At 69.2% G+C, this 24,116-nt stretch carries 19 protein-coding genes; 5 read left to right on the top strand and 14 right to left on the bottom strand.

What is annotated here, in order from left to right; translation table 11 throughout:
* Positions 1-9: 9 nt before the first annotated feature.
* The 7 genes from RM25_RS02945 to RM25_RS13145 form a co-directional block, all read right to left on the bottom strand.
* Positions 10-1,458: a C1 family peptidase gene (locus RM25_RS02945; RefSeq protein ID WP_196482626.1), complete on the bottom strand. Its 1,449-nt coding sequence runs from the start codon at positions 1,456-1,458 to the stop codon at positions 10-12.
* 183 nt (positions 1,459-1,641) lie between these two features.
* A complete protein-coding gene (bluB, locus tag RM25_RS02940) occupies positions 1,642-3,522 on the bottom strand; it encodes a 5,6-dimethylbenzimidazole synthase (protein ID WP_230845411.1) in 1,881 nt (626 codons plus the stop codon).
* Between the two features lie 73 nt (positions 3,523-3,595).
* Positions 3,596-4,669: a tRNA (adenosine(37)-N6)-threonylcarbamoyltransferase complex transferase subunit TsaD gene (tsaD, locus tag RM25_RS02935; protein ID WP_013160555.1), complete on the bottom strand. Its 1,074-nt coding sequence runs from the start codon at positions 4,667-4,669 to the stop codon at positions 3,596-3,598.
* Entirely contained in the window at positions 4,666-5,187 is a 522-nt protein-coding gene (locus RM25_RS02930) for a GNAT family N-acetyltransferase (RefSeq protein WP_013160554.1), read from the bottom strand. The genes tsaD and RM25_RS02930 overlap by 4 nt, the downstream gene beginning before the upstream one ends.
* The gene (gene tsaB / locus RM25_RS02925) at positions 5,184-5,870 is read right to left on the bottom strand and encodes a tRNA (adenosine(37)-N6)-threonylcarbamoyltransferase complex dimerization subunit type 1 TsaB (RefSeq protein ID WP_044636028.1); all 687 of its coding nucleotides are present in this window, start codon (positions 5,868-5,870) and stop codon (positions 5,184-5,186) included. The genes RM25_RS02930 and tsaB overlap by 4 nt, the downstream gene beginning before the upstream one ends.
* Positions 5,867-6,862: a tRNA (adenosine(37)-N6)-threonylcarbamoyltransferase complex ATPase subunit type 1 TsaE gene (tsaE, locus tag RM25_RS13390; RefSeq protein WP_052809095.1), complete on the bottom strand. Its 996-nt coding sequence runs from the start codon at positions 6,860-6,862 to the stop codon at positions 5,867-5,869. Before tsaE ends, tsaB begins: the two co-directional genes overlap by 4 nt.
* Positions 6,863-7,092: 230 nt before the next feature.
* The gene (locus tag RM25_RS13145; RefSeq protein ID WP_052809094.1) at positions 7,093-10,224 is read right to left on the bottom strand and encodes a DEAD/DEAH box helicase; all 3,132 of its coding nucleotides are present in this window, start codon (positions 10,222-10,224) and stop codon (positions 7,093-7,095) included.
* Positions 10,225-10,507: 283 nt separating this feature from the next.
* Between RM25_RS13145 and RM25_RS02905 the strand changes: the two genes are divergently transcribed.
* Entirely contained in the window at positions 10,508-11,647 is a 1,140-nt protein-coding gene (locus RM25_RS02905; protein ID WP_230579845.1) for a glycosyltransferase family 4 protein, read from the top strand.
* A 28-nt stretch (positions 11,648-11,675) separates the two neighbouring features.
* On the opposite strand, the gene RM25_RS02900 is transcribed toward RM25_RS02905, so the two are convergent.
* Genes RM25_RS02900 through glmS form a run of 3 tightly spaced genes read right to left on the bottom strand, consistent with a single transcriptional unit; the run spans position 11,676 to position 15,448 of the window.
* Positions 11,676-13,094 carry an NAD(P)H-hydrate epimerase gene (locus RM25_RS02900; protein ID WP_013160549.1) on the bottom strand — a complete coding sequence of 473 codons (1,419 nt, stop codon included), beginning with the start codon at positions 13,092-13,094 and terminating at the stop codon, positions 11,676-11,678.
* 1 nt (position 13,095) lies between these two features.
* Positions 13,096-13,563, bottom strand: coding sequence for a holo-ACP synthase (locus RM25_RS02895; protein ID WP_013160548.1), 468 nt, complete (start codon positions 13,561-13,563; stop codon positions 13,096-13,098).
* 40 nt (positions 13,564-13,603) lie between these two features.
* Positions 13,604-15,448: a glutamine--fructose-6-phosphate transaminase (isomerizing) gene (glmS, locus tag RM25_RS02890; RefSeq protein WP_013160547.1), complete on the bottom strand. Its 1,845-nt coding sequence runs from the start codon at positions 15,446-15,448 to the stop codon at positions 13,604-13,606.
* Positions 15,449-15,602: 154 nt separating this feature from the next.
* Between glmS and coaA the strand changes: the two genes are divergently transcribed.
* Positions 15,603-16,685, top strand: coding sequence for a type I pantothenate kinase (coaA, locus tag RM25_RS02885; RefSeq protein ID WP_013160546.1), 1,083 nt, complete (start codon positions 15,603-15,605; stop codon positions 16,683-16,685).
* A 138-nt stretch (positions 16,686-16,823) separates the two neighbouring features.
* Here the strand turns inward: coaA and glmM are convergent, their stop codons facing one another.
* From glmM to rplM, 3 genes are all read right to left on the bottom strand, one after another.
* Entirely contained in the window at positions 16,824-18,194 is a 1,371-nt protein-coding gene (gene glmM / locus RM25_RS02880; protein ID WP_013160545.1) for a phosphoglucosamine mutase, read from the bottom strand.
* Between the two features lie 124 nt (positions 18,195-18,318).
* A complete protein-coding gene (gene rpsI / locus RM25_RS02875) occupies positions 18,319-18,840 on the bottom strand; it encodes a 30S ribosomal protein S9 (protein WP_036939925.1) in 522 nt (173 codons plus the stop codon).
* A gap of 26 nt (positions 18,841-18,866) precedes the next feature.
* Positions 18,867-19,310 (bottom strand): 50S ribosomal protein L13, encoded by a 444-nt coding sequence (gene rplM / locus RM25_RS02870; RefSeq protein WP_013160543.1) that lies wholly within the window; start codon positions 19,308-19,310, stop codon positions 18,867-18,869.
* Positions 19,311-19,610: 300 nt separating this feature from the next.
* Here rplM and RM25_RS02865 point away from each other — a divergent pair, with 300 nt between their 5' ends.
* Positions 19,611-21,707 (top strand): elongation factor G-like protein EF-G2, encoded by a 2,097-nt coding sequence (locus RM25_RS02865; protein WP_230954625.1) that lies wholly within the window; start codon positions 19,611-19,613, stop codon positions 21,705-21,707.
* A 131-nt stretch (positions 21,708-21,838) separates the two neighbouring features.
* On the opposite strand, the gene RM25_RS02860 is transcribed toward RM25_RS02865, so the two are convergent.
* On the bottom strand, positions 21,839-22,234 hold the full coding sequence (locus tag RM25_RS02860) for a YccF domain-containing protein (protein ID WP_230692594.1): 396 nt from the start codon (positions 22,232-22,234) through the stop codon (positions 21,839-21,841).
* A gap of 154 nt (positions 22,235-22,388) precedes the next feature.
* Here RM25_RS02860 and trmB point away from each other — a divergent pair, with 154 nt between their 5' ends.
* The gene (gene trmB / locus RM25_RS02855; protein WP_052809093.1) at positions 22,389-23,243 is read left to right on the top strand and encodes a tRNA (guanosine(46)-N7)-methyltransferase TrmB; all 855 of its coding nucleotides are present in this window, start codon (positions 22,389-22,391) and stop codon (positions 23,241-23,243) included.
* Positions 23,236-24,111: a tRNA pseudouridine(38-40) synthase TruA gene (gene truA / locus RM25_RS02850; RefSeq protein ID WP_044636026.1), complete on the top strand. Its 876-nt coding sequence runs from the start codon at positions 23,236-23,238 to the stop codon at positions 24,109-24,111. The genes trmB and truA overlap by 8 nt, the downstream gene beginning before the upstream one ends.
* Positions 24,112-24,116: the final 5 nt, after the last annotated feature.

Genomic DNA, 24,116 nt, shown 5'->3' with positions numbered 1-24,116 from the left:
ATTCCCTGCTCAGGCAAGGGGATCCCAGCTCGGCAGGATCGTCGGTTCGGTGTCGAGCGCTGCGCGCACATCCTCCGGCAGGTCGGTGACCGGCACGACCACCTGGTAGACGTATTCGTCGAACCAGGAGTCGTTCATCGTCCAGTAGCCTTTCTCGCCCACGGTGTCGCCCCACGAGTTCTCGACGCGCCAGCGACGCGGCTCGCCGTCCACCAGGTCGACGCCGGTCAGGCACATGGCGTGCGTGGGGGCCGAACTGCGCGTGGTGAGCCGCTCGGCCTTGTCCATGGCCAGGTCCACGCCGTAGACGCCCTCGTAGTCGTGCAGGTGGGCGTCCCACACGCCCAGGTCCTTGTCGAACTGGGCCTTCACATCGCAGGCGAACCACACCGGCTGGCCGGCCTTCACAGCGGCGATGGCAGCGTCCTTGAGCACTTCGAGCTCGGCGGTCACGTGGTTGGCGGTGCGGGCCCCCACCGCACGATTGCTGCGGTCGATGCCGTACAGCGTGTGAAGGCTGATCTCGGGACGCGGATCATGCGCGACCACCGCCCACACATCGGGATCGGGCATGTACTTCTCGGCGAACTCCCGCGGGGTGAGCGTGCCGACGCGGGTGAAGTCGCCGTCCTTGTTGCGGTACTGCCAGACGAACTCGGTGGGCGGTACGCCGAGGTGGGTGGCCAGCATGCGGAAGGCGGCATCCATCGTCTCCAGGCGCACGGCATCGGGATCATCGTCCATCTCAATCGCCCGGCGCAGGCGCAGGGTCGCGCGCCGCAGGAGCTCCGAGAGGTGCTTGTTCATCGCCGCCGAATTCGCGGCCGAGTCGGTGTCGGGCATCGCGTACTTGGGCACCAGGCCGTACTTGGACACCAGGAAGGTGAACTCGGGCCACCAGCCCCCGTCACCGATCGGCGACGCGAGCAGTTCGGCCACCTCGCGGTCGTCGAGGCGACGATCCGCGTCGGCGATCATCTGGGCCAGGAACCAGTTGGCCTTCTCGAGCTTCGAGTAGAAGAAGATGAAGTTCTGGCTGAACTCGAAGTCGGGCACCTCCAGTTGCTTGATGGCCGCGGCGCGCAACACATTGAGTCCGGCGAACGCCCAGCACCGTCCGGAGCGCTTCTGGTCGGTGATCGCCGCGTCCTTGATGAGATCGCTCATCGACGAATCGATCGAGGTGACCACCGTGCGATCGAGCGAGAGCTTCTCCACGTCCGTGGTGGCCACGGCATTGCCCATCACGCGGGCCGCGCTGTGCCCCAGGAAGTCCTTGGCGGCCGTGTCGGCCCATGACGGATCGAGCACGCGGGCCTCATCGAGGGCGGCCAGTGAGCCCTCCACCGCAGTGGTGGCCAGCAATTCGTCGGCCTGCGACGGCTGCCCGGTCGGCTGGGCTGCGGCGCCCTTCGGCTTGGTGGTGGGCGTCTTCGCCCGATCGGTGTTCTCGCTCATGGGTCCTCATCACGTCGGTGCGTCACGCCGCGGAATCGCAGCGGCGTCGGCTCCAGCGGCCATCGCCGCGGATGATTCAACGGTAGCCGCCCACCGAACCGGCCACCGCAGGCCAAGGGGCCCCGGTAGGACCGGATGGTCCGGCCGGGGCTCCTTGGCACGGGCGCGTGCGCTGCGGGAGCGCTACTCCTCGGTGCGCCCGGACTGGCGACGCACGGCCAGTCCGGTGAACAGCATCTGGGTGGCCAGGCAGGCCCCCACTCCCTCACCGGCGCGCAAGCGCAGGCTGACCAGCGGTTCCAGGCCCAGGCGGGTGAGCACCGCGCCATGGGCGAACTCGCGGCTGACCTGCCCCGCGATGAGATAGGACTGCACGGCCGGGTTCACCTCGACCACGGCCAGGGCCGGCACGCTGCCCGCCAGCCCGTCGAGCACGACGGTGGAGCCGGCCTCCACGGCACCCAGGATGACGCCGGCGAGCACGGCGAATTCGGGGCCGCCAACCTCCGCCAGCGCGAGGGCCGGATCGGCACGCAGCGCGGTGATGTCGGTGCGGGCGAAGATCGCGCGCAGCACCTCGGCCTTGTGCTCCACCATCTTGGCGTCGGAGCCGGCACCGATCCCAGCGGCCTGCTCGGGTGTGATGCCGGTGAACACGCATGCCAGCGCGGAGGCGATCGTGGTGTTGCCGATGCCGATCTCGCCCAGACAGACCACACCGCGCTGCGCGGCGCGGGCACCGAGTTCACGTCCCCGGGTCACCAGGCGACGCACATCGGCGGTGGTCATGGCCGAGGTGTTCACCAGGTCGCCACGCACGTCCTCGGGACGGGCCAGTTCGCAACCAGCGACCGGGCCGCCGTCGATGCCGGCGTCGACCACCATCACGTCGAGTCCGGCGCTGCGAGCGGTGACCACGCCCACGGCGCGTCCTTCCAACGCGGCCTCCATCACCTGACGGCTGACTGACTGGTCGAAGGCCGACACCTTGTGAGCGTTCAGCGGGTGGTCGGCACCCACGAGCACCAGGGTGCCGCCGGTGACCTGGTCGCCGCTGGCAGCCACCAGGCGGTCAAGTGCCTGGTCGAGCTTGCCGAGCGATCCGGGTGGGGTGAGCAGCTTCTCGCCCTTGTCGCGCGCATCCACCACCTGTTGGGGGCTGGGCGCGTGCACATCGGACCACAGCACCGAGCTGGGATCGTCGGGGATGGGCCGGGTGATCAGTGATTCCACCGGCTCGGCCGGGGCCATGCCGGCCAGGGCGGACACCGGCGGCTCGGGGCCGTTGTCGGGCCAGCGGTCGGTCATCACCACCTGGTCGAGGGGCAGCTTGTGCGACCAGGCACGCCGCTCCAGCCCCGGGTAGGGCGGACGTTCGTTGGGCCAGCCCAGGCACAGCCAGCCGAGCGTCGTGACGCCCTCGGGGAGGTTCAGCAGGCCGGCCAGCTCGTCGGGCTGCATCAGCGTGACCCAGCCCATGCCGAGTCCCAGCGCACGGGCCGTGAGCCACATGTTCTCGATGGCCGCCGCGCAGCTCCACATGTCGGCGTCGTGGAAGGTGTTGCGGCCCAGCACCCCGGCAGCGGGGGCGCGACGATCGCAGGCCACCACGATGCCCAGGGGCGCCTCCCGGATGCCCTCGAGCTGCAGGTCGAGGAGCCGCTGGGAGCGTTCGGCGGTGAGCTGACGCGACTGGCGCATCCGCTCACGATCCGACATCAGCGCGGCACGCTCGCGAGTGCGACGATCCTTGACGATGATGAAGCGCCAGGGCTGCGACTGACCGACGCTGGGGCCACCATGGCCCGCATTGAGCACCTCGCGCACCAGCTCGTCCGACACGGGGTCGGGACGGAAGCGGCGAATATCGCGACGGGCACCGATCACCCGGTCGAGGGCCGCCTGGGTGGCCTGGTCGAAGGCCCAACCACTCACATCACGGTCGCGCTCGTTGACCGATGAGTCGTCGCCCACATTCGGGACGGGACGTTCGAACAGGTGGTCGCCCGGCAAGGGCTCGTCAGCGGGGTTTGTCGTCTCGGGATCACGCGCCTCATCACTCATGGCGAACAGCCTAGTGATGGGCGGCGTTCCGACGGTGACGACCCCCGCGTCCTGGGAGTCCGCCCCATGCGCCTCAGGCAGCGGGCGGCAGGACCACGGTCTCGACCGGCAAACCGGAATTGGCGGCGATCGTCAGCCCGCTGGGGGCCAGGCCGGCCTTCACCACCTGCGCGCCCAGACAGGCGATCATGGCCCCGTTGTCGGTGCACAGGGCCGGACGGGGACGCCGCAGCTCAATGCCTGCCGACGCGGTGCGGGCCGCCAGCAGGCCCCGCAGGCGCGAGTTGGCCGCCACGCCCCCACCGATGATCATGTGGGTGATGCCGTGGAACTGCGCCGCCGCCACCGCCTTGGCGGTGATCACATCGGCCACCGCCTCCTGGAAGCTGGCGGCCACGTCGTTGAGGGGCACCTCGTCCCCGGACAGGCGCCGGGTCTCCACCCAACGGGCCACGGCGGTCTTGAGGCCCGAGAAGCTGAAGTCGAAGCGATGCTTGACCATGTCATGACCGGCGGTGAGGCCCCGCGGGAAGCGGATGGCCTTCGGATCACCCTGCTGGGCGGCCCTGTCGATCACCGGGCCGCCGGGATAGGGCAATCCCAGCAGGCGCGCCACCTTGTCATAGGCCTCCCCCGCGGCATCGTCAATCGTGGTGCCCACCTCGGTAATTCCGCCGGTGATGTCGTCCACCTTGAGCAGCTGGGTGTGCCCACCGCTGACCAGCAGCGCTAGGCAGGGCTTGGCGATCGGACGTGCCGGCTCGTCGTCCGGATGGTCGAGCAGGTCGACCGCCACATGGCCCACCAGGTGGTTGAGCCCGTACAGTGGCTTGTTCAGGCAGGCGGCCAGCGCCTTGGCGGCCGCCACGCCCACCACCAGGGAGCCCATCAGTCCGGGCCCGGCGGTCACCGAGACGGCGTCGAGCTCGGAAAGGTCGATGTCGGCGGTCTCGATGGCGCGTCGCAGGGTGGGGCCGATCGCTTCGAGGTGTGCCCGCGAGGCCACCTCGGGCACCACGCCACCGAAGCGGGCGTGCAGTTCCACCGAACTGGCCACCTCATTGGCCAGCAGGTGTTCCCCCCGCACGATGCCGACGCTGGTTTCGTCACAGCTGGATTCGATGCCCAGCACCAATGGCTCGCTCATGGCGTGTCCTTCCTGGTGGCGTCGCCGGGTGCTCCGGTGACGCCGGGTTCAAGCGTGTGGACGAGCACCAGCGCGGTGGCATGGGGCCCGTAGTAGTTGCGACGTTCAGACATGCGCACGAAGCCGCCCCGCTGGTACAGGGCCAGCGCGCCGAGGTTGTCGTCGCGCACCTCGAGCAGCATCCGGGTGGCCCCGCGGCTGGTTGCCCATGCGGTGGCGGCGTCCAGCAGGCGCGCCGCGAAGTGCCGACGCCGGTGGGCGTGGGCCACGATGATCCGCAACAGTTCCGCATCAGGCGCCCAGGCGCTCACCAGGGCGGCACCGACGAGTCGTCCGTCGACGCGCAGCCCGAAGGCACACTGGTTGTCGCGGCACACCTCGGCACGCCAGGAGGCCTCGCTCCAGCGCTCATGGCCCAGGAAGCCCTCGAACTCCAGGGCCACCAGCTCGGGGAGGTCCCCCGCCCCGACCTCGACCAGCTCGGCATCATCCGGGGGCTCGGCGGGCGCGGCGGTCATGGCGTCCTTCGGACGGCCGGGCCCAGGCGGCGATGGCTGCCCGCCAGCGCCGACTTGCGGGCCGACGGCGGCTTCGCATCGGGTTCGCGCAGGTACATCGGCTCGCGACCGGCATCGGGCAGCTGCGACAGGTGCGCGGCCATGAAGCCGGCATCGATCGAGGTGGGTGCACCGGCCGGCATCCGCGACGTCAGCAGTTCTGCGAACACGGCGACGCCCGGTCCGGCGATCGGCAGGTCGGGCAGGGCGGTCGGAAGGGTGACCTGGGGCTCTCCCCTGCGACCCGTCTGGTCGTAGCGGGCCCAGTAGAGCTCCTTGCGGCGCGCATCGGAGGCGATCACGAATTCGTCGGGTGCCGGGGCGGTGGCGCGCCATTGCGCGGCCATCACGTCGAGGCTGCACACGCCCTTGACCGGCTTGTTGCCGGCCACCTCGAGGGTGAAGGCGGTGGCCATGCCCACGCGCAGGCCGGTGAAGGGTCCCGGCCCCGAACCCACGCCCACGCGATCGACCCGCGACAGGCCGATGCCGGCGTCGGCCAACAGGCCCATGATGGTGGGCATCAACAGTTCCACATGGGAGTGGTTGTCACCCACATGGGCACTGGCCACCACCTCGGAGTCCCGGGCCAGCCCGGCGCACACGTCGGTGGAGGTGTCGATACACAGGGTCCACGTGGTCATTCGGTCTCCTCGGACTGGTCTGCAACATGTGGCGCGGAGCGGTGCGGGGCGGTGCCCGGCACGAAGGATTCGCGCAGTGGATAGAGGTCTTCGGTGGCCCAGCGGGCACCGTGGCCGCGCAGGTAGACCACGCGAGTGTCGTCCGCAGGGTCGGCGCTGCGCACGATGTCGATGTCGAGGCGGTCGTCGGCCAGTCCCTCGGCCAGGCCCGCACCCCATTCGACCAGCGTCACCGAATCGGCCATCGACGAATCGAGGTCGATGTCCTCCAGCTCGGCCGCCGAGCCCATCCGATAGGCGTCCACGTGTACCAGGTCGGGCCCGCCCACCGACGAATGGTGGTTGCGGGCCAGCACGAAGGTCGGTGAGATCACCGGGCCGTCGACGCGCAGCCCGGCACCGAGCCCCTGGGCGAGCGTGGTCTTGCCCGCCCCGAGTTCCCCATTGGCCACGAGCAGGTCGCCCCCGCGCAGGTGGCCGGCGAGCAGCTCCCCCAGCCGACGCATGTCCTCGGGTGTGGGCACCGTGATGCTGACCGGCAGCCCGGCACCCAGGATGAATCCGCCGGGCACCTCGCGATCGACCTCGAAGCCGTGCAGCTGCCACCAGGTGACCAGCTCGGGAAAGTCGGCGCGGGCCATCAGCTCCACGCGTCGGAAACCGAGGTCGGCCCCGTATTCGGCCGCTGCGCGGGCCATGGCGGCGGCAATGCCCTCATGCTGGTGGGTGGGCAGCACGCTCACCCGCGACATCGTCAGCACCTGGTCGGGCTCGAAGCCCAGCAACAGGCACCCGGCATCCTCGCCGTTCACCGCGGCGATCACACCGGCACCCGCGGCAATGCGCCGTCGCACCGACTCGGTGGAATCACTCATCGCGGCGGGCGGCGTGGACGCGGGACGGCGCACGCCGAAGGCGCTGCGGATGATGGCCAGGAGGTCCGGCGCATCGTCAATGCCTGCCAGCCTCAGCTGTACCTCGTCAGTGGTCACGAACTGCCATTCTAGTAACCGCGTCCAGCCCGGCTTGTCAGGCGCCGAATCCCCGTGGACGCGATGGCCACGGCGCCCACCCCCTGCCCACACACACGGCCGAATCGAGGCCGCCGCATGACGCCGGCATCGGGACCCGGCGCCGCTGGGAACGGCAACCGGCCGGGTGCGGGAGATTGCTCCCCCACACCCGGCCGGCTGGTGACTGGGCAGATTGGTGACTGGGCTGGTCAGCCGCGCTTGTACGGACGACCCGACGACTTGCGTCGCTGCCAGGGCTTGCCCTTGTAATGGCCGCCCCCACGCTTCTTCACCGGGCGCGGCGGCGCGATGATCGCGCGGTACTGCTCCTCGCGCACCGGCTCGTCATGCGGCTCGGTGCCCCCGGTCAGCTCCTCGAGCCGGTCGCCGGGACGCATCGGATGCGGACGCTCATTGACCCCGGCATCACGCATGATGCGGGCCATGCGACCCCGCGCACGCGGCAGCACGAGGGTGGCCACGAGGCCATCCTCGCCGGCGCGCGCGGTGCGTCCGGCACGGTGCAGGTAGTCCTTCGAGTCATGCGGCGGGTCGGCCTGCAGCACCAACGAGACATCGTCCACGTCGATACCGCGGGCGGCCACGTCGGTGGCCACCAGCACGGGCACCCGGCCCTGGCGGAAGGCATACAGCACGCGGGCGCGCATGCCCTGGGGCAGGCCACCGTGCAGGGCCCCGGCCATCAGGCCGAGGTCGCGCAGCTGCTCGGCGGTGCGATCGGCGTCACGCTGGGTGCGCACGAACACCAGGGTGCGTCCGGGACGGTTCGCCGCCTGGGCGATGATCGCGGCCTTGTCGCGGGCGTTCACCGTCCACAATTCGTGGCGCATCGTCGTGACGGAGGCCTTCGCCGAATCGACGCCGTGCTCCACCGGATCGTGCATATAGCGACGCACGATGGTGTCGACCTGACGGTCGAGGGTGGCTGAGAACAGCAGGTGCTGGGCCTCGCGCGAGATCTCGTCGAGGATGCGGGTGACGTCGGGCATGAAGCCCATGTCGGCCATCTCGTCGGCCTCGTCGAGCACGACCTCCTGCACCTCGCCGAGCTTTGCGCTACCGCGCTCGATCAGGTCGATGAGGCGTCCGGGCGTGGCCACGACGATGTCGACGCCGCGCTCCAGGGCCCGAAGCTGCGGGGTGTAGCTCATGCCGCCGGCCACCAGGATGGTGCTGAGCCCCATGGCCTTCGCCAGCGGGAACAACACGTCGTTGACCTGCTGGGCGAGTTCGCGGGTGGGGGCCATCAGCAGGGCACGCGGCTGACGACCGTGGCCCGTGCCACTGGCTGCCAGGCGGGTGATCACCGGGATGCCGAAGGCGAGCGTCTTGCCCGAGCCGGTCTGTCCACGGCCGAGCACGTCGCGACCCGACAGCGCATCGGGAATGGCGGCCTGCTGGATCGGGAACGGCGCCAGGATGCCCTGCGAATCGAGCTCCTCGACGATCGGCTGGGGCACGCCCAGCTCACTGAAGCGGGTGCGTCCCTTCTGGCGGCGCACGGGCTCGACGCGGTCGTCATCGCGCTCCTCGCGACGCACGGCGCCATGGGGATGCTCGGTGCGGGCGTTGCTCTCGCGACGGCGGTTGGCCGTTGCGGGGGCATCATCGGGGCGTCCGGTCGCGGGCTCACTGGTGGTGGACTCGTCGATGGCGGGCTGGTCGGTGTTCTGGGTGACGGATGCCTGCTGCTCGGCAGCGGACTCGTCGGTCGCCTGCTCGGCGACGGATGTCTGGTTAACGATTTCCTCGTTCTCGGGGTTGGCGTGCTCTGGGTTGACGTTGTCGGAATTGGCCTGCTCGGAACTGGCTGCCGCGGAGGAGGCGGACTCATCGTCCGGCTGATCGTTGGTGGCCTGCGACGGCGTGGCCGGGGCCGACCCGGAATCCTCCGGGGTGGCGGCCTGCTGGTCGGCGGAAACCTCCGCCGGGGACGATGACCGGTCGGCGGAATCCTCCGCCGGGGATGATGACAGGTCGGCGGAGACCTCGGCCGGGGACGACGCCTGGTCGGCGGAATCCTGTGCCGGGGTCGACGACTCGCGGCTCTTCTGCTTGTCGGCCTCGAACTTCTCGCGCTTGGCAGCCTCCATGCGGCTGGTCAGGCCGTCGAGCACCTCGTCACCCTGCAGGGCAACGCTGGCGTCGGGCCGGTCCGCCGGCGTGTCGTGGGCAGACCGCTGGTCGCGGTCCTCGCGTCGATCCCACGAGCGGGAGCGGTCGTCACGGTTGCCCCGGCGATCGTCCGAGCGCGTGTCGCGGTCGTAGCGATTGCCACGGCGCTCGTCGCCGGACCGATCACGCTGGGCGCTGCGGTCGTCGCGGTCATAACGGTTCCCACGACGCTCATCATCGCGATTGTAGGAACGCGGACGATCATCGCGGTTGTAGCCGCGCGAGCGGTCGTCGCGCTGGCCAAAGGAACGCGCGCGGTCGTCGCGGTAGCCGTGCGAACGCGGACGGTCATCACGCGAGTCATAGCGGTCGCTGCGCGAGTCAAAGTGGTCGCTGCGCGAGGACGAGCGCGGACGCCCCCCACGGCTGCGATCACGATCATTGTCGTCACGCCAGCGGTCATCGCGACGTTGGCCGCCACGATAGGAATTTCCACGCGCAGAACTGCGCTGCCCACCACCACTGAAACGGTCGTCGCGACCCTCGCGCTTCCATGCGGCGCGCGAGCCGGTGCGGGACGTCCAATTGCTGCTGCGGCGCTCGCCACGGGCATCGGGGGCGTCATCACGGCCCCAGCCACGCGAACGATCACGATCCTCGCGCTCATCGCGACGCCACGGCTTGCGGTCGGAACCGTGATTGCGGTCGTCCCACTGCTTCCGGCGACGATCCGGCCCGCCACGACGGTCACGATTGTCGTCGTTCCATCGTCCACCGCGATTGTCGCGGTCATAGCGCCCGCCACGGGAATCGCGGCTGTCACGGGAGTCACCCTCGAAGCGGCGGCGACCCTCCTCGTTCCAGGCGTCATTGTCGTGGCGGCGCGAACGGCCCGCGGGACGGTAGCCCTCGGAGCCCCACTGCTGGCGGCTCGACCAGTCGCGCTTGCCGCGTGAGTCGTTCCAATCGCGCTTGCCGCGTGAGTCACTGCGCTCACGCGAATCGTTTCTGTCGCGTCCACCGCGCGAGTCATTCCAGTCGCGCTGACCGCGCGAGTCATTCCAGTCGCGCTGACCGCGCGAGGTTGATCCATCTCGGCCGCGTCCACCGGCACTTGACTTGCCACGCCCGCGTGCGGACGAGGGACGGCTCCACGCACCTGACGACTTGCGGTTCGGGCGCGCGGAATTATTGTTTTTTGGCATCGGCACTCTCATGAGGGGGATTAGAAGCCCCTACGACTAGATCCTGCTGATCTCAAGGGGCCGGAACATTGAACATCCCAAGGAATAACCCCCAGTCTAACGGGCCGAACGCATCGCCCCACCATCGATGCGCCGATGCGCCAGTCGCAGCCCCTCGTCACGAGCGGTTGTGAACCACCTGCACCGGAGCTGCACCCACCCCGGATCCAGCTGCCTGACGCCCCAATTCCCCGGGATGGCCAACTCCCCGGGATGCCCAACTGCCTAGGATGCGGGTGTGCGTGTGGCCATCGTGACGGAGAGCTTCCTGCCCCAGGTCAATGGCGTCACCAACTCCGTCCTGCGGGTGGTCGAGCAACTGCGCCACGACGGCCATGAGGTGCTCATCGTGGCTCCCGGCGATCCCGGCGGGGTTCCCGACGCCTACGCGGGAGCGCCGGTGATCACCGTGCCGTCGGTGTCCATGCCGCAGTATCCGGCCGTGCGCATCGCCACCGCCACCACCTCCAAGCTGGTGAAGCTGCTGGGCGACTTCGCCCCCGATGTGGCCCATATCGCGGCACCCCTGGTGCTCGGGCGCGCAGCCCTGCGGGCCACCCGACGCCTCGGCATACCAAGCGTCGCCCTGTTCCAGACCGATTTCCCCACCTACCTGGGCCGATACCTGCCCCGCGCCCTGTCCCCTGCCCGGGCCGAACCCTTGGCCTGGGGCATCATGCGCCGCGTCCACGCCCCGGCGACGCTCACCCTGGCGCCGTCCACCGCCACCCGGCAGGAACTGGTGCGCCACGGTTTCGGTCGGGTCGCCATCTGGGGACGCGGTGTCGACACCACGCGCTTCGCCCCCACGCGCCGCGACGAGGCCCTGCACCGTCGGTGGGCCCCCGGCGGTGAGTGCGTGGTCGGCTTCCTGGGCCGGCTGGCCCCCGAGAAGAACGTGGCTGATCTGTCGGCGCTCAGCACCCTGCCCGGCATCCGATGCGTCATCGTCGGGGACGGGCCCCTGCGGGACCAACTGGCCGCCCGCCTCCCCTCGGCCGTGTTCACCGGGGCCATGGAGGGCTCCGAGGTGGCCCGCCACATGGCCAGCTTCGACATCTTCGTCCATCCCGGTGAACTGGAGACCTTCGGCCAGACCCTGCAGGAGGCGGCGGCATGCGCCGTGCCGGTGATCGCGCCGCGTCGCGGCGGACCGATCGACATCGTGCGTGAAGCCAGCACCGGATTCCTGTATCCGCCCGGCGACCTGGCCGCGATGCGCTCACAGGTCGCACGCCTGGTCGCGGACGCGCCCCTGAGGCACCGGCTCGGCGACCAGGCCCACCGCGCCATGGCGACGCGCACCTGGCCACGACTCGTCGGACAGCTGGTGCAGCACTACCGCACGGCGATCCGGCTCACCGCGCAGGCCGAATCACGCTGACGGCGCAAGCCCCCCGGTCGCGGGCACCTCAGTCGCGGGCACCCGCGGCCCGGCCGGCCAGCTTGGCCAGCACGCCCGGCATCCGGTGCGCCAGCGCATCGGGCGGATAGGGTCCCGGCTTGGCGGCCGCGGTGAGCGCCTGGATCGAGGCCCCCAGCACGCCGGCCCACCGCGCCGACAGGCCCGCAGCGAGCAGGGTGCCGCAGATCCCGGCCAGGGTGTCACCCGAGCCGGCCTGGGCGGTCCACGCGGGCCCCTCCACGGCCAGGGTCACCCGGCCCGACGGCTCCGCGACATATTGCGTCGACCCCTTCAGCAACACGGTCGCGCCATAGCGGGCAGCCGCGGTGCGGGCCGCCGCCACCGGATCGGCCTCCACCTCGGCGCGATCCCGGCCGAGCAGGCGCGCCAGCTCGCCGGCGTGCGGAGTGAGCAGGCAGTTGCCGGGCACGGTGTCGGGCAGGTCGCGCAGGGCGTCGGCGTCCAGCACGGCGGGGACTCCTGTCGCAAGGCGTTCGGCGATCACCGATGCGGCGTCGTCGCGTGCTCCCCAGCCACATCCCAGCACCCATGCCTCGACGCGTCCGGGCCCGAAGGTGACCGACGGCATGGCCGCACCGACCAGCTCGGCCGAGCGCCGGGCCCCGCAGAAGCGGATCATGCCCGCGCCGCTGAACAGGGCACCGGTGGTCGACAGCACGCCAGCACCCGGATAGCGCTCGGAGCCGGTATCGAGCCCCACCACGCCGCGCGAGTACTTGTCAGAATCGACGCCGGGGAAGGGCCAGTGGGCGGCGATGTCCACCAATTCGGTGGCCCACATGCGCGGGGAGGGGATCTGGAGCCCGATCGGGGCCAGCTCCACGAGCCCGCAGGCCTGCCGGGCCGGATTGGCCAGCTGGCACAGCTTCAGGGCGCCGAAGGTGACCGTGCGGGTGGCCCGGAAGCTGATCGTGTCGCGCGCACCCACCGAATCCGCCGCCAGGCCCGAGGGCAGGTCGACGCTCAACACGGGCACCCCCACGTCGGCGCAGGCGCGGGCGAATTCCGCCACCGGCTCACGCAGGCCGGCCCGGCCGCCGATCCCCAGCACGGCGTCGATCACCAGGCTGGCCTCGGCCAGTCCCTCGACTGCTTCCCGGGCATCGGCGAACACGCAGCCGGCTGCCTCCGCGGCGGCGCGTCCGGCCTCGTGCCAACGGCTGCCCGTGCACCACACCGCGACATCGCAGCCGGCATTGGCCAGGTCACGGGCGGCGAACAGGCCATCTCCCCCGTTGTTCCCGGTGCCCACCACCACGAGCACGCGGGCATGGTCGCCCACCATCTGCAACGCGGTCGAGGCCACATGGGCCGACGCCTCCGCCATCAGGTCCTCGCCCGGATGGGCGTCGAACCAGGCCTGCTCGGCATCGCGGATCTGCTGCACCGTGGCAATGGCACGCATCTCAGTTGCGCCCCGGTTCGTCGCGTTCGGCCTCGTCGAGGTCTGCGCTGTTGCCCGGTTCGTTGCCCGGTTCGTCGCCTCCGGGCCCATCGCTTGCGGGTTCGTCGCGTTCGGCGATGACAATGGCCGTGGCGATGCCGCCGTCGTGGCTCAATGACAGGTGCACCCGGGTGATGCCGAGCTCAGCAGCACGTCGGGCCACCGAGCCGCGCATCTTCATGCTGGGACGATCGTTGTCGTCGGAGACCACCTCGGCGTCACGCCATGACAGGTTGCCCGGCGCACCGAGTGCCTTCGACAGCGCCTCCTTGGCGGCGAAGCGGGCCGACAGGGAGCGTCCCGAACGGGCCAGGCCACGCACCCTGGTCTCAGCAGGGTTGAACAATCGCTCGACGATTCCGGGGTGGCGTTCCAGCATGGCGTCGAAACGACTCACGCTGCAGACATCGATACCGACTCCGACAATCATTGCCCCGCCTCACGGGTGACAGCCCGGCACTGTTGGTGCGCTACTCGACGGTCACCGACTTGGCCAGATTACGCGGCTGGTCCACGTCGTTGCCCAGCAGTGTGGCGATTTCGCAGGCGAACAGCTGCAGGGGCACCACCGCCAGCACGGGCTGGAGCAGGGTGCTCACCTTCGGCAACGAGATCACCACTTCGGCGAACTGGTCCACCTCGTTGTCGTCCTGCTCGGCCACGGCGATGGTGCGGGCACCGCGGGCACGGACCTCCTGGATATTGCTGACCACCTTGTCGTGCAGCTGGTCACGGCCCTGCGGGGGCACCACGGCGAACACCGGCATGCCCGGGTTGATGATCGCAATGGGTCCGTGCTTCAGCTCGCCGGCGGCAAAGCCCTCGGCGTGCAGGTAGGCGATCTCCTTGAGCTTCAGCGCGCCCTCCAGGGCGATCGGATAGCCAACATGGCGTCCGATGAAGATGAAGTCCTCCTCGTCCTCCATGCCCTTGGCCAGCGTGTAGATCTGGTCGGCATGGTCGAGCACGGACTGCATCTTGGCCGGCATGGCCTCGAGCTCGTCCATGATCGTGCGGATCTCGTCGCCGAACTTCATGCCGCGCACCTGTGCGAGGTAGAGCCCGAGCAGGTAGCAGGCGATCAGCTGGGTGGTGAAGCCCTTGGTGGACGCCACCCCGATCTCGGGGCCGGCGTAGGTGTAGATCACGGCATCGGATTCGCGCGGAATCGTGGAGCCGTTGGTGTTGCAGATGGCGATCACCTTGGCGCCCTGTTCGCGGGCGTGGCGGATCGCCTGCAGGGTGTCGGCCGTCTCGCCCGACTGGCTGATCGCCACGCACAAGGTCTGCGAATCGACGATCGGATCGCGATAGCGGAATTCGCTGGCGAGCTCCACCTCACAGGGGATGCGCACCCAGTGCTCGATGGCGTACTTGGCCACCATGCCCGCGTAGTGGGCGGTGCCACAGCCCAGGATGATGATCTTGTTCACCCGACGCAGCGTCTCGGGGCTGATGTGGATCTCGTCGAGCGTGAGCTCACCCTGGGGCGAATAGCGTCCCAGCAGGGTGTCGGAGATGGCCTTCGGCTGCTCGAAGATCTCCTTGCGCATGAACCAGTCGTAGCCATCCTTCTCGGCTGCGGTGGTGTCCCAATCGACGTGATAGGCGCGGGTCTCGGCCGGGCCGCCGTCGAAGTCGGTCACGGTGATGTCGTTGGCGGTGATGGTCACCACCTGGTCCTGGCCCAGCTCGATGGCCTCGCGGGTGTGGTCGATGAACGCCGCGACGTCCGAAGCGACGAAGTTCTCGCCCTGCCCGACGCCGACCACCAGCGGTGAGTTGCGTCGTGCGGCCACGATCACATCGGGTTCCTGCGAGTCGATGGCCACCAGCGTGAAGGCACCGTGCAGTTGCTTGGAGACCTCGCGCATCGCCACGGTGAGGTCGTTGCCCCGGTTGACGGCCCTGCCCAGCAGGGCGGCCGCCACCTCGGTGTCGGTATCGGAGGTGAACTCGACGCCCTCGGCACCCAACTCGGCGCGCAGTGTGGCGAAGTTCTCGATGATGCCGTTGTGCACCACGGCCACCCGACCGTCATTCGACAGCTGGGGATGGGCATTGGCGTCGTTGGGAACGCCGTGGGTGGCCCACCGGGTGTGTCCGATACCGGCGTGTGATTCGGGCAGTGGACGCTCCGCGAGCTCCGCATCGAGGTTGGCCAGCTTGCCGGCCTTCTTGCGATATTCGAGCCGCCCGTTGTCCTGCACGGCGATGCCGGCCGAATCGTATCCGCGGTACTCCAGTCGCCGCAGTCCGTCGAGGATCACTCCGGTAGCCTGCTCAGGCCCGATATAGCCGATGATTCCGCACATGCCCATAAGAGTACGGACTCACTCAATTCCTTGGGTCACGGCACGCGTGGGCAGGCGCCGGCGGGGGGTGGATGTGCGCGGTGTTGCCGCGGACGGGCATGATTGACCCGGTCAGGCGGAAGCCAACCTAGGAGGTGACCCCCTCGGGGATCCCATGAGCAATCCTGACGGTGCCCCCGGCGCCGCGTCCGGAAGTCCCTTCCGCGCCGCCTATGCAACGGCCCATGAGCAGGCCCTGGCCAAGGCGCTTGCCGCCCGGGGGGTCGACGAACCCGATGTCACGGCGTCGCCCTCGCAGGGCACGACGCCCGACAGCCCGTGGATCGAGCTGCCGCGTGCGAAGTGGTCGCAGTTGGCCCATGACTCACATATCGCGCTGGACCAGGCGACCGTCGAGCGGCTGCGCAGCCGCCAGGACCCGACCGACGAGCGTGACGTCGAAGAGGTCTACCTGCCGCTGGCCCAGCTGATCTCGTTGCGGCTGAAGAACCGTGGCCGGTTGTTCTCCGCCCAGAACGACTTCCTGCAGCTCGACGCCGAGCGCACGCCGTTGATTGTCGGCGTGGCCGGCTCGGTGGCCGTGGGCAAGTCGACCGCCGCTCGCCTGCTGCAGGAGCTGTTGTCGCGCGACGCCGCCCACCCCAATGTGGCGCTGGTGCCCACCGATGGCTTCCTGTACCCCACCGCCGAGCTGGAGCGCCTCGGCCTGCTGGCCCGCAAGGGCTTCCCCGAGAGCTATGACCGCCGTGCCCTGCTCAAGTTCGTGGTGGACGTGAAGTCGGGCTGCCCCGACCTGTCGGTGCCGGTCTACTCGCAGGTGCTCTATGACATCGTTCCCGGAGAGCTGAACCGCATCCACAACCCCGACATCGTGATCCTCGAGGGCCTCAATGTGCTGCAGCCCGCAGTGGTGGGCCCCGACGGGCACACCGGCCTGACCGTCGGCGACTTCATGGACTTCTCGGTCTTCGTCGACGCCGACGAGGCCGACATCGAACGCTGGTTCGTCGAGCGTGCCGTGGCCTTCCGGGCCAGCGCCGACGACCCGGACAGCTTCTTCAAGACCTATGCCGGGCTCAGCGACGAGGAATACCGCTCCGAGGCGAGGAAGGTCTGGGAGGCGATCAACGGGCCGAACCTGCGCGACAACATCGCCCCCACCAAGCCACGGGCCACCGCCATCCTGCGCAAGGGCTCGGATCATCGCATCGAGAGCGTGCGCATCCGCAAGATCTGAGGCGCTCCGCACTCGGCAAGCACGAGACGGGAGGGGCCGACAGCTCACGCTGTCGGCCCCTCCCGTCTCTGCTGGTCCTGATGTGTGTGGGCCGGCGTCCGGCCGTCTGGTCCGGTCGCGTCCGGCTAGCTGGTCCGGCTAGCTCGCCCGGCCCGCCTTGCTCAGTCCCACCCGCTCGGCGACGACCTTGGCCAGGGCATTGGCGATCTCATCGGCCTCGTCCTGCGTGGCGGCCTCCACCATCACCCGCACCAGCGGCTCGGTACCGCTGGGACGCAACACGACGCGTCCGGAATTGCCGAGCTTCTTGTTGGCGGCATTCGCCTCCGACTGGATCACCGGGTCGAGGGCCGCACGCAACTTGTCCACATTCGGCACATTCACCAGTGCCTGGGGAAGGCGGTGCATCACTCCGGCGAGCTCGGCCAGGCTCTTGCCGGTCTGGGCAGCCCGGGACGCCACGTGCAGGGCGGTGAGCACGCCGTCGCCGGTGGTGGCGAACTCGCTCATGATCACATGGCCGGACTGTTCGCCGCCCAGGGAGAACCCATTGGCCACCATGTCCTCCAGCACATAGCGGTCACCGACCTTGGTCTGGTCAACCTTCACGCCGTGGGCGCGCATCGCCTGGATGAGCCCCAGGTTGCTCATGATGGTGGCCACCAGCGTGTCCTCGGCCAGGGAGTCCTCGTCCTTGAGGGCCAGCGCCAGGATGGCCATGATCTGGTCGCCGTCCACGACATGGCCGTCGGCGTCCACGGCCAGGCAGCGGTCGGCGTCCCCGTCGAAGGCGAAGCCCATGTCGGCCCCCTCGGCCACGACGCGCTTCTGCAGTCCCCCGATATGGGTCGAACCCGCATTCTCGTTGATGTTGAGCCCATTGGGCTGGCCGTTGATGGCCAGCACCTGTGCCCCGGTGGAGCTGAAGGCCGGCACCGCCGTCACCGACGACGAGCCATTGGCACAGTCGAGCACCACCGTGAGGCCCTTGAGGCTCACGCCGCGCAGGGAACCCACCAGGTGCGAGATATAGGTCTGGATGAGGCTGGAATCGGGCTTGATGCGTCCCACCGCGGCACCAACGGGACGCACCCAGTCCTCATCAAGGCGCTCCTGGATGACGTCCTCGATCTTGTCGTCGAGCTTGACGCCGCCGCGCTGGAAGAACTTCACGCCGTTGTCGGGCATCGGATTGTGGCTGGCCGACAGCATGACGCCCACGTCAACGCCCTGCGACTCCACCAGGTAGGCGAGGCCGGGGGTTGGGATGACACCCACATCGATGACGTCCACGCCGGCGCTGGCCAGGCCGCTCATCACGGAGGCCTGCAGCAACTCACCGGAGATCCGGGTGTCGCGTCCCACGATCGCCACGGCACGGCGCCCGTCGAAGGCACCTGCCTCACCCAGCACATGGGCCGCCGCCACGGACAGCTTGAAGGCCAGCTCTGGGGTCAGATCGTCGTTGGCGACACCGCGCACGCCGTCGGTTCCGAAAAGTCGAGACATGCGCCGAACTTTACGCTGACAGCGCCCCCTGCCGCGCGGGGGCAGGCCGTGACAAGGGGATATCCCCACAACGCCGAATGGCTCGGCCCCAGCGGGGTCGAGCCATTCGAAGTGGGCGCGTGGATCAGCGCTTGGAGTACTGCGGGGCCTTGCGGGCCTTCTTCAGGCCGGCCTTCTTGCGCTCGACGGCGCGCGAATCGCGGGTGAGCAGTCCGGCCTTCTTCAGCCCGGGACGGTTCACCTCTTCGTCGATCTGGTTGAGCGCACGGGCGATGCCCAGGCGCAGGGCGCCGGCCTGACCGGAGATGCCGCCACCAACGATGCGGGCCACGACGTCATAGGCGTCGGCGGAGCCGGACACCACGAAGGGCTCGTTGATCAGCTGCTGGTGCAGCTTGTTGGGGAAGTACGCCTCAAGGGTCTTGCCGTTGACGGTGTACTTGCCGGTGCCGGGAGTCAGTCGCACGCGGGCGACGGCTTCCTTGCGGCGACCCAGGCCGATTCCGGGAGCGATGACAGCCGAACGCGACGTTGAGGCGTTCGGAGCAGCTCCGGTGGAGTCAGCGCGATAGGCGATCTCGCGGTTGTTCTCGTCGGTGAACGGCGTCGTGCCGGTCTCGACGTCGTCATTGGTGGTCTGTGACACAGTCGAATCCTCGTTGGTCGGCGCGCTCACTGCGCAACCTGCTTGATTTCGTAGGGCTCAGGATTCTGAGCCTTGTGCGGGTTATCAGGCCCGGCGTAAACCTTCAGCTTCGACATCTGCTGACGGCTCAGCTTGTTCTTCGGCATCATGCCCCACACGGCGAGCTCGACGGCCTTGCGCGGATCGCTGTCGAGCAGCTCACCGATCGAGGTCGTGTGCAGGCCACCGGGACGGCCGGAGTGGCGGTGGCGCAGGGAACCCTCGCGCTTGTTGCCACTGATGGCGATCTTCGAGGCATTCACGATGACGACGAAATCGCCGGTATCCATATGAGGCGCATACGTCGGCTTGTGCTTGCCGCGCAGCAGAGTGGCAGCGGCCACGGCGAGATGTCCGAGCACGACATCCTCGGCATCGATGACATGCCAGGTCCTGGTGATGTCGCCAGGCTTCGGGCTGTAGGTTGACACGGTCGCAGACCATCTTCCACTAGGTTCACAACGAATTCTGAGAGCGCTCCGTCCGGCTCGCACGGCTTCGGGGTCACAAGAGTGAAACCCGAGCGCGACGTCACCCGACGCAGGGGCGCAACAGCTATCTAAGGTAGTCCGCCGGATGTACCCCGGTCAAACTCGCATAGCCGACTTTTCCCCGGTTCGGGGCCGTACATGCCCATGACAGGCGTAATAGGGCCTGCAGAATGTGCCAAAACCTTGCGCGTCGCGACGGGGTGCGGGCAATGTTGGGTCATGAGTTCAAAGGCGAACGCGATGAGAACCGTTTCCTCCCCCACCGACCTGCGCAATGTGGTGCTCGTCGGCTCCGCAGGGTCGGGCAAGACCACCCTGTTCGAGAACCTCCTGCGGGCCCGCATACCGGGCTATCGCGGCGAACGTGACGATGCCGAGCGCGCCTCGGCCCTGACGCTTGCCACGATCGGCAACCACAATGACACCGCCGGCTCCGATGTGGTGATCAACCTGCTGGACGCCCCCGGCCATCCCGACTTCTACGGCGACCTGCGTGCCGGGTTGAGGGCCGCCGATGGGGCCGTGTTCGTGGTGAGTGCCGCCGATGGCGCCGACCCCATCACGGCCGCCCTGTGGGCCGAGTGTGCCGAGGTGAACAAGCCGCGGGCGATCGTGGTGACCAAGCTCGACACCGACAAGGCCGACTTCTTCGCCACCACCGAGCTCATCCACGAGGCCTTCGGTGCCGGCACGCATCCGGCATACCTGCCCCTGCTGCGCGAGGAGGGCGGCGAGGTGATCGGCAACATCAGCCTGCTCACCGGCCATGTGCACGACTATTCGTCCGGCCAGCGCGTCACCCGCGACACCACCCCACTGGAACGCGCGGAGATGGATGCCTTCCGCGCCGACTACGTCGAGAGCATCATCACCGAGTCCGAGGATGAGGACCTGCTGGAGCGCTACTTCAACGGCGACGACCTCGAGACCGGCAAGGTCGTGGAGGCGCTGTTCCGGACGCTCTACCACGGCACCTTCTTCCCGGTGATCCCCGTGCTGATGGACGGCATCGGCGTGGAGGAACTGCTCGGCATGATCCATCGCGGCTTCCCGATGCCCAACCGTCGCGTGCTGCCCGCGATCACCACGGCCGGCAACGACCTGGTGGAACCCGAACTGGGCGATCCCGCCGGACCGCTCGTGGCGCAGGTGATCCGCACGGTGGCCGACCCCTACGCCGGGCGCCTGTCGATGGTGCGCATCTATTCGGGCACCCTGCGCACCGATGCCACGGTGCACGTGGCCGGGCACCGTGAGGCGATGACCGGCCGCGCCCTGGATCACCATCCCGACCACGATGACGAGGAGCGCGTCGGCCAGATCACCGTGCCGGTGGGCACCGACACCGCCGTGCAGGATGCCGCCATCGCCGGCCAGATCGTCTATGTGGCCCGGATGGCGCACGCGCAGACCTCCGACACGCTGTCGGACACCGACGCCCCCATGGTGGTGGAGCCCTGGCCGCTGCCCCGCCCCCTGTTGCCCCTGGCGCTGCATGCCACCAGCCGCAACGACGACGACAAGTTGTCCAATGCCCTGCAGCGACTGCTGGTGGAGGACCCCACCGTGAGCGTGGAACGGGACCCCGCCACCGACCAGCTGGTGCTGTGGACGATGGGCCAGGCCCACCTCGACCTGCTGCTGGCCCGCCTGACCGGCCGCTACGGCGTCAACGTCGAGCGCGAGGAGATCAAGATCCCCCTGCGCGAGACCTTCATCGCCGAGACGGTGGGCCATGGACGCCATGTGAAGCAGTCCGGCGGGCATGGGCAGTACGCCCTGGCGAACGTCCGCATCGAACCCGGTGAGCGCGGCTCGGGCTTCGTCTTCGCCGAGGAGGTGGTGGGTGGCTCGGTGCCCAGGCAGTTCATCCCGTCGGTCGAGAAGGGCGTGCGCACCCAGCTGGATCGCGGCGTGCTCAGCGGATACCCCGTGGTGGACGTGAAGGTCACCCTCACCGACGGCAAGGCGCATTCGGTGGACTCCTCCGACATGGCCTTCCAGGCGGCCGGGGCCGCGGCGCTGCGTGATGCGGCCAGCGCGGAGACGGTGGCGCTGCTGGAGCCCTTCGACGAGGTCACCGTGGTCTGCGGCAACGAATACGTCGGCGCGGTGATGACTGACCTCGGCTCACGGCGCGGACGCGTGACCGGCCAGCACGGCGGTGACGACGGGCGCACCACCGTGACGGCACTGGTACCCGCCAGCGAGCTGACCCGCTATGCCATTGACCTGCGGGGCCTTTCGCACGGCACCGGACGCTTCGAACGCGAGCCGGCCGGCTATGAACTGATGCCGCCCGAGCTGGCGCAGCAGGTGCTGGACGAGCGGGGCTGAGCCCCGGCTCACGCGTCCCATGGGGAGGGTCCCCCGGGCGGGGACCCTCCCCATGGGACCTGATGCGGTGCCACGGCGACGGGCGACCGCCGGTCCGGCCCTCTGCAGTCCGAACCCCAGCAGCCCGACAGTCAGCGGTTCGAGGTCGTGCTGACGATCTGCTTGCCGAAGGGCATCACGCTGATCGGGATCATCTTGAGGGACACCACCGCGTTGGCGATGCCCACGATCGTGACGGCCTGGGCCAGGGCACTGATGATGTGCAGCAGGGCGAGCCACCAGCCGGCGACGATCATCCAGATGACGTTCATCGCGGCGGTGCCCGCACCGGCACCCGGCTTGGGCACGACGGTGCGCCCGAAGGGCCACAGCACATAGCGGGCCATGCGCAAGGATGCGATGCCGGCGGGAATGGTGACGATGAGCACGCAACCGATCACCCCGGCCACCACATATCCCAGCGCGAGCCAGACGCCGCCCAGGACGAGCCAGATGACATTGAGCAGTGTGGCCAGTGGTTTGGGCATCGTTCCTCCATGGGTCGGGGCGCCTCCCGCAGGCCCTGTGTGCCCACGGATCGAACACTTCTTGTGAGCCTAGGTCCCCCATGCCCCCTTTTCAGCCGACGCGTCCGGGGCCGTCCACGGCATGTCGGGCGCGGGCAAAGTAGGCTGCTATCCCGTGTCGGACAACGCGCGCGTGCACCATGCCATGGCAGACGGCTCTGCTGGCGGCCGGTTCGGCCCCGGTGGAACCAGCTCCGACCCCTCCGGCACCAGTCACTCAAGCGTCGATCCCATCAATGGGCGCCGCGGCGTGGTCTCCTTCGTACGACGCAGCCCGCGGATGAACGAATCCCAGCGCCAGGCCCTGGCCAGCCACAGCAGCGAATACCTGGTGGAGGTGCCCCACGACCGGCTGTCCACCTCGGTGCGCCACGGCGCCACCATGAGCTGGCCGCAGGTCTTCGGGCGACAAGCTCCCCTGGTCGCCGAGATCGGCTCGGGGGTCGGTGACTCCTTGGTGGCCATGGCGGGTGCCCGCCCCAGTGACAATGTGATCGCCTTCGAGGTGTACCTGACCGCCGTCGCCTCGACGATGGGCAAGCTCGCCCGCGCCGATGTGCACAATGTGCGCTTGGTCGTCGCCGATGGTGGCGAGGGCCTGCGCGAACTGGTCCGGCCCGGTGAGCTGAGCGAATTGTGGACCTTTTTCCCCGATCCGTGGCCGAAGAAGCGCCACCACAAGCGACGCCTGGTGCAGCCGGGCTTCGCGGCGCTGGTGGCCGACCGGCTGGCACCCGGGGGGTTGTGGCGACTGGCCACCGACTGGGCCGACTATGCCGACCAGATGCGTGAGGTGCTCGACGCCGAGCCCGGCTTGACCAATGTCTACTCTGATCGTCCCGGCGGCTGGGCGCCACGCCCGGACCGCCCCTTCACCCGCTTCGAGAAGCGTGGGCTGGACGCCGGGCGCGAGGTGCGCGATCTGGCCTACCGTCGCGTCCACCCCGAGGGGGATGGCGAGAATGGGTGATCGCCGCTTCCGCCTTGACCTCAGCTATGACGGCAGCCACTTCCATGGCTGGGCGATGCAGCCGGGCCAACGCACGGTGGAGGGTGAGCTGGCCACCTGGCTCACCCGCATCGCCGGCACCGCACAACCCGTCCGGCTCGTCGTGGCGGGGCGCACCGACGCCGGCGTCCACGCGCGCGGCCAGGTGGCCCACGCCGACCTGCCCGCCACGATGGACGCCGCGGAACTGAAGCGCCGACTCCTGCGGGCCCTGCCCCCCGACATCGTGGTGCGTCGCCTCACCGTGGCGCCGCCCGGTTTCGACGCCCGGTTCGCGGCGATCTGGCGGCGCTATGTCTACCGGCTGTGGGACCTCTCCTCGCATCCCGATCCCCTGCTGCGCGGCATGGTCACCACCAAGTCGCTGGACCTCGACCCGGAACTGATGACCGCCGCCGGGTCGCGGCTGCTGGGCCTGCGTGATTTCGCGCCGTTCTGCCGTCGCCGCGAGGGCGCCACCACCATCCGCACGCTGTTGCAGTGCGAGGCGCACCGGGTGGCGGACGGGTGCGGCACAATCGAGCTCACCGTGCGGGCCGACGCCTTCTGCCACTCCATGGTGCGTTCGCTGACCGGCGCGCTGGTGGCGGTCGGCTCCGGCACCCAATCCATGGACTGGCTCGACGAGGTGGCCGCCGGCCCAACGCGCGCCGGGTCGGTCACCGTCATGCCGGCCCGCGGCCTGTGCCTCGAGCAGGTCGCCTACGCCCCCGACCACGAACTGGCCCAGCGGGCACGGGCGGCGCATGCGCGACGCTCCCTGCCTGCTGGCCCGGAAACCACCGGCCCCGTCGACAGCGACGACTGCGGCTGCGGATTCGAGGGATGAGCCGA

It is taken from the genome of Propionibacterium freudenreichii subsp. freudenreichii (assembly GCF_000940845.1).
Taxonomy (GTDB): Bacteria; Actinomycetota; Actinomycetes; order Propionibacteriales; family Propionibacteriaceae; genus Propionibacterium; species Propionibacterium freudenreichii.
The sequence above is the reverse complement of the archived record's forward strand: the minus strand, read 5'-3'. Positions and strand labels throughout refer to the sequence as shown.

What these genes read in the sequence shown, in the direction of transcription:
- truA (WP_044636026.1), top strand. Translation starts at nt 23,236, where the DNA reads ATGGGTGATCGCCGCTTCCGCCTTGACCTCAGCTATGACGGCAGCCAC.
- glmM (WP_013160545.1), bottom strand. Translation starts at nt 18,194, where the DNA reads ATGTCTCGACTTTTCGGAACCGACGGCGTGCGCGGTGTCGCCAACGAC.
- glmS (WP_013160547.1), bottom strand. Translation starts at nt 15,448, where the DNA reads ATGTGCGGAATCATCGGCTATATCGGGCCTGAGCAGGCTACCGGAGTG.
- RM25_RS02860 (WP_230692594.1), bottom strand. Translation starts at nt 22,234, where the DNA reads ATGCCCAAACCACTGGCCACACTGCTCAATGTCATCTGGCTCGTCCTG.
- bluB (WP_230845411.1), bottom strand. Translation starts at nt 3,522, where the DNA reads ATGAGTGATGAGGCGCGTGATCCCGAGACGACAAACCCCGCTGACGAG.
- RM25_RS02930 (WP_013160554.1), bottom strand. Translation starts at nt 5,187, where the DNA reads ATGACCGCCGCGCCCGCCGAGCCCCCGGATGATGCCGAGCTGGTCGAG.
- RM25_RS13145 (WP_052809094.1), bottom strand. Translation starts at nt 10,224, where the DNA reads ATGCCAAAAAACAATAATTCCGCGCGCCCGAACCGCAAGTCGTCAGGT.
- coaA (WP_013160546.1), top strand. Translation starts at nt 15,603, where the DNA reads ATGAGCAATCCTGACGGTGCCCCCGGCGCCGCGTCCGGAAGTCCCTTC.
- tsaD (WP_013160555.1), bottom strand. Translation starts at nt 4,669, where the DNA reads ATGAGCGAGCCATTGGTGCTGGGCATCGAATCCAGCTGTGACGAAACC.
- RM25_RS02945 (WP_196482626.1), bottom strand. Translation starts at nt 1,458, where the DNA reads ATGAGCGAGAACACCGATCGGGCGAAGACGCCCACCACCAAGCCGAAG.
- RM25_RS02895 (WP_013160548.1), bottom strand. Translation starts at nt 13,563, where the DNA reads ATGATTGTCGGAGTCGGTATCGATGTCTGCAGCGTGAGTCGTTTCGAC.
- tsaB (WP_044636028.1), bottom strand. Translation starts at nt 5,870, where the DNA reads ATGACCACGTGGACCCTGTGTATCGACACCTCCACCGACGTGTGCGCC.
- RM25_RS02900 (WP_013160549.1), bottom strand. Translation starts at nt 13,094, where the DNA reads ATGCGTGCCATTGCCACGGTGCAGCAGATCCGCGATGCCGAGCAGGCC.
- RM25_RS02865 (WP_230954625.1), top strand. Translation starts at nt 19,611, where the DNA reads ATGAGAACCGTTTCCTCCCCCACCGACCTGCGCAATGTGGTGCTCGTC.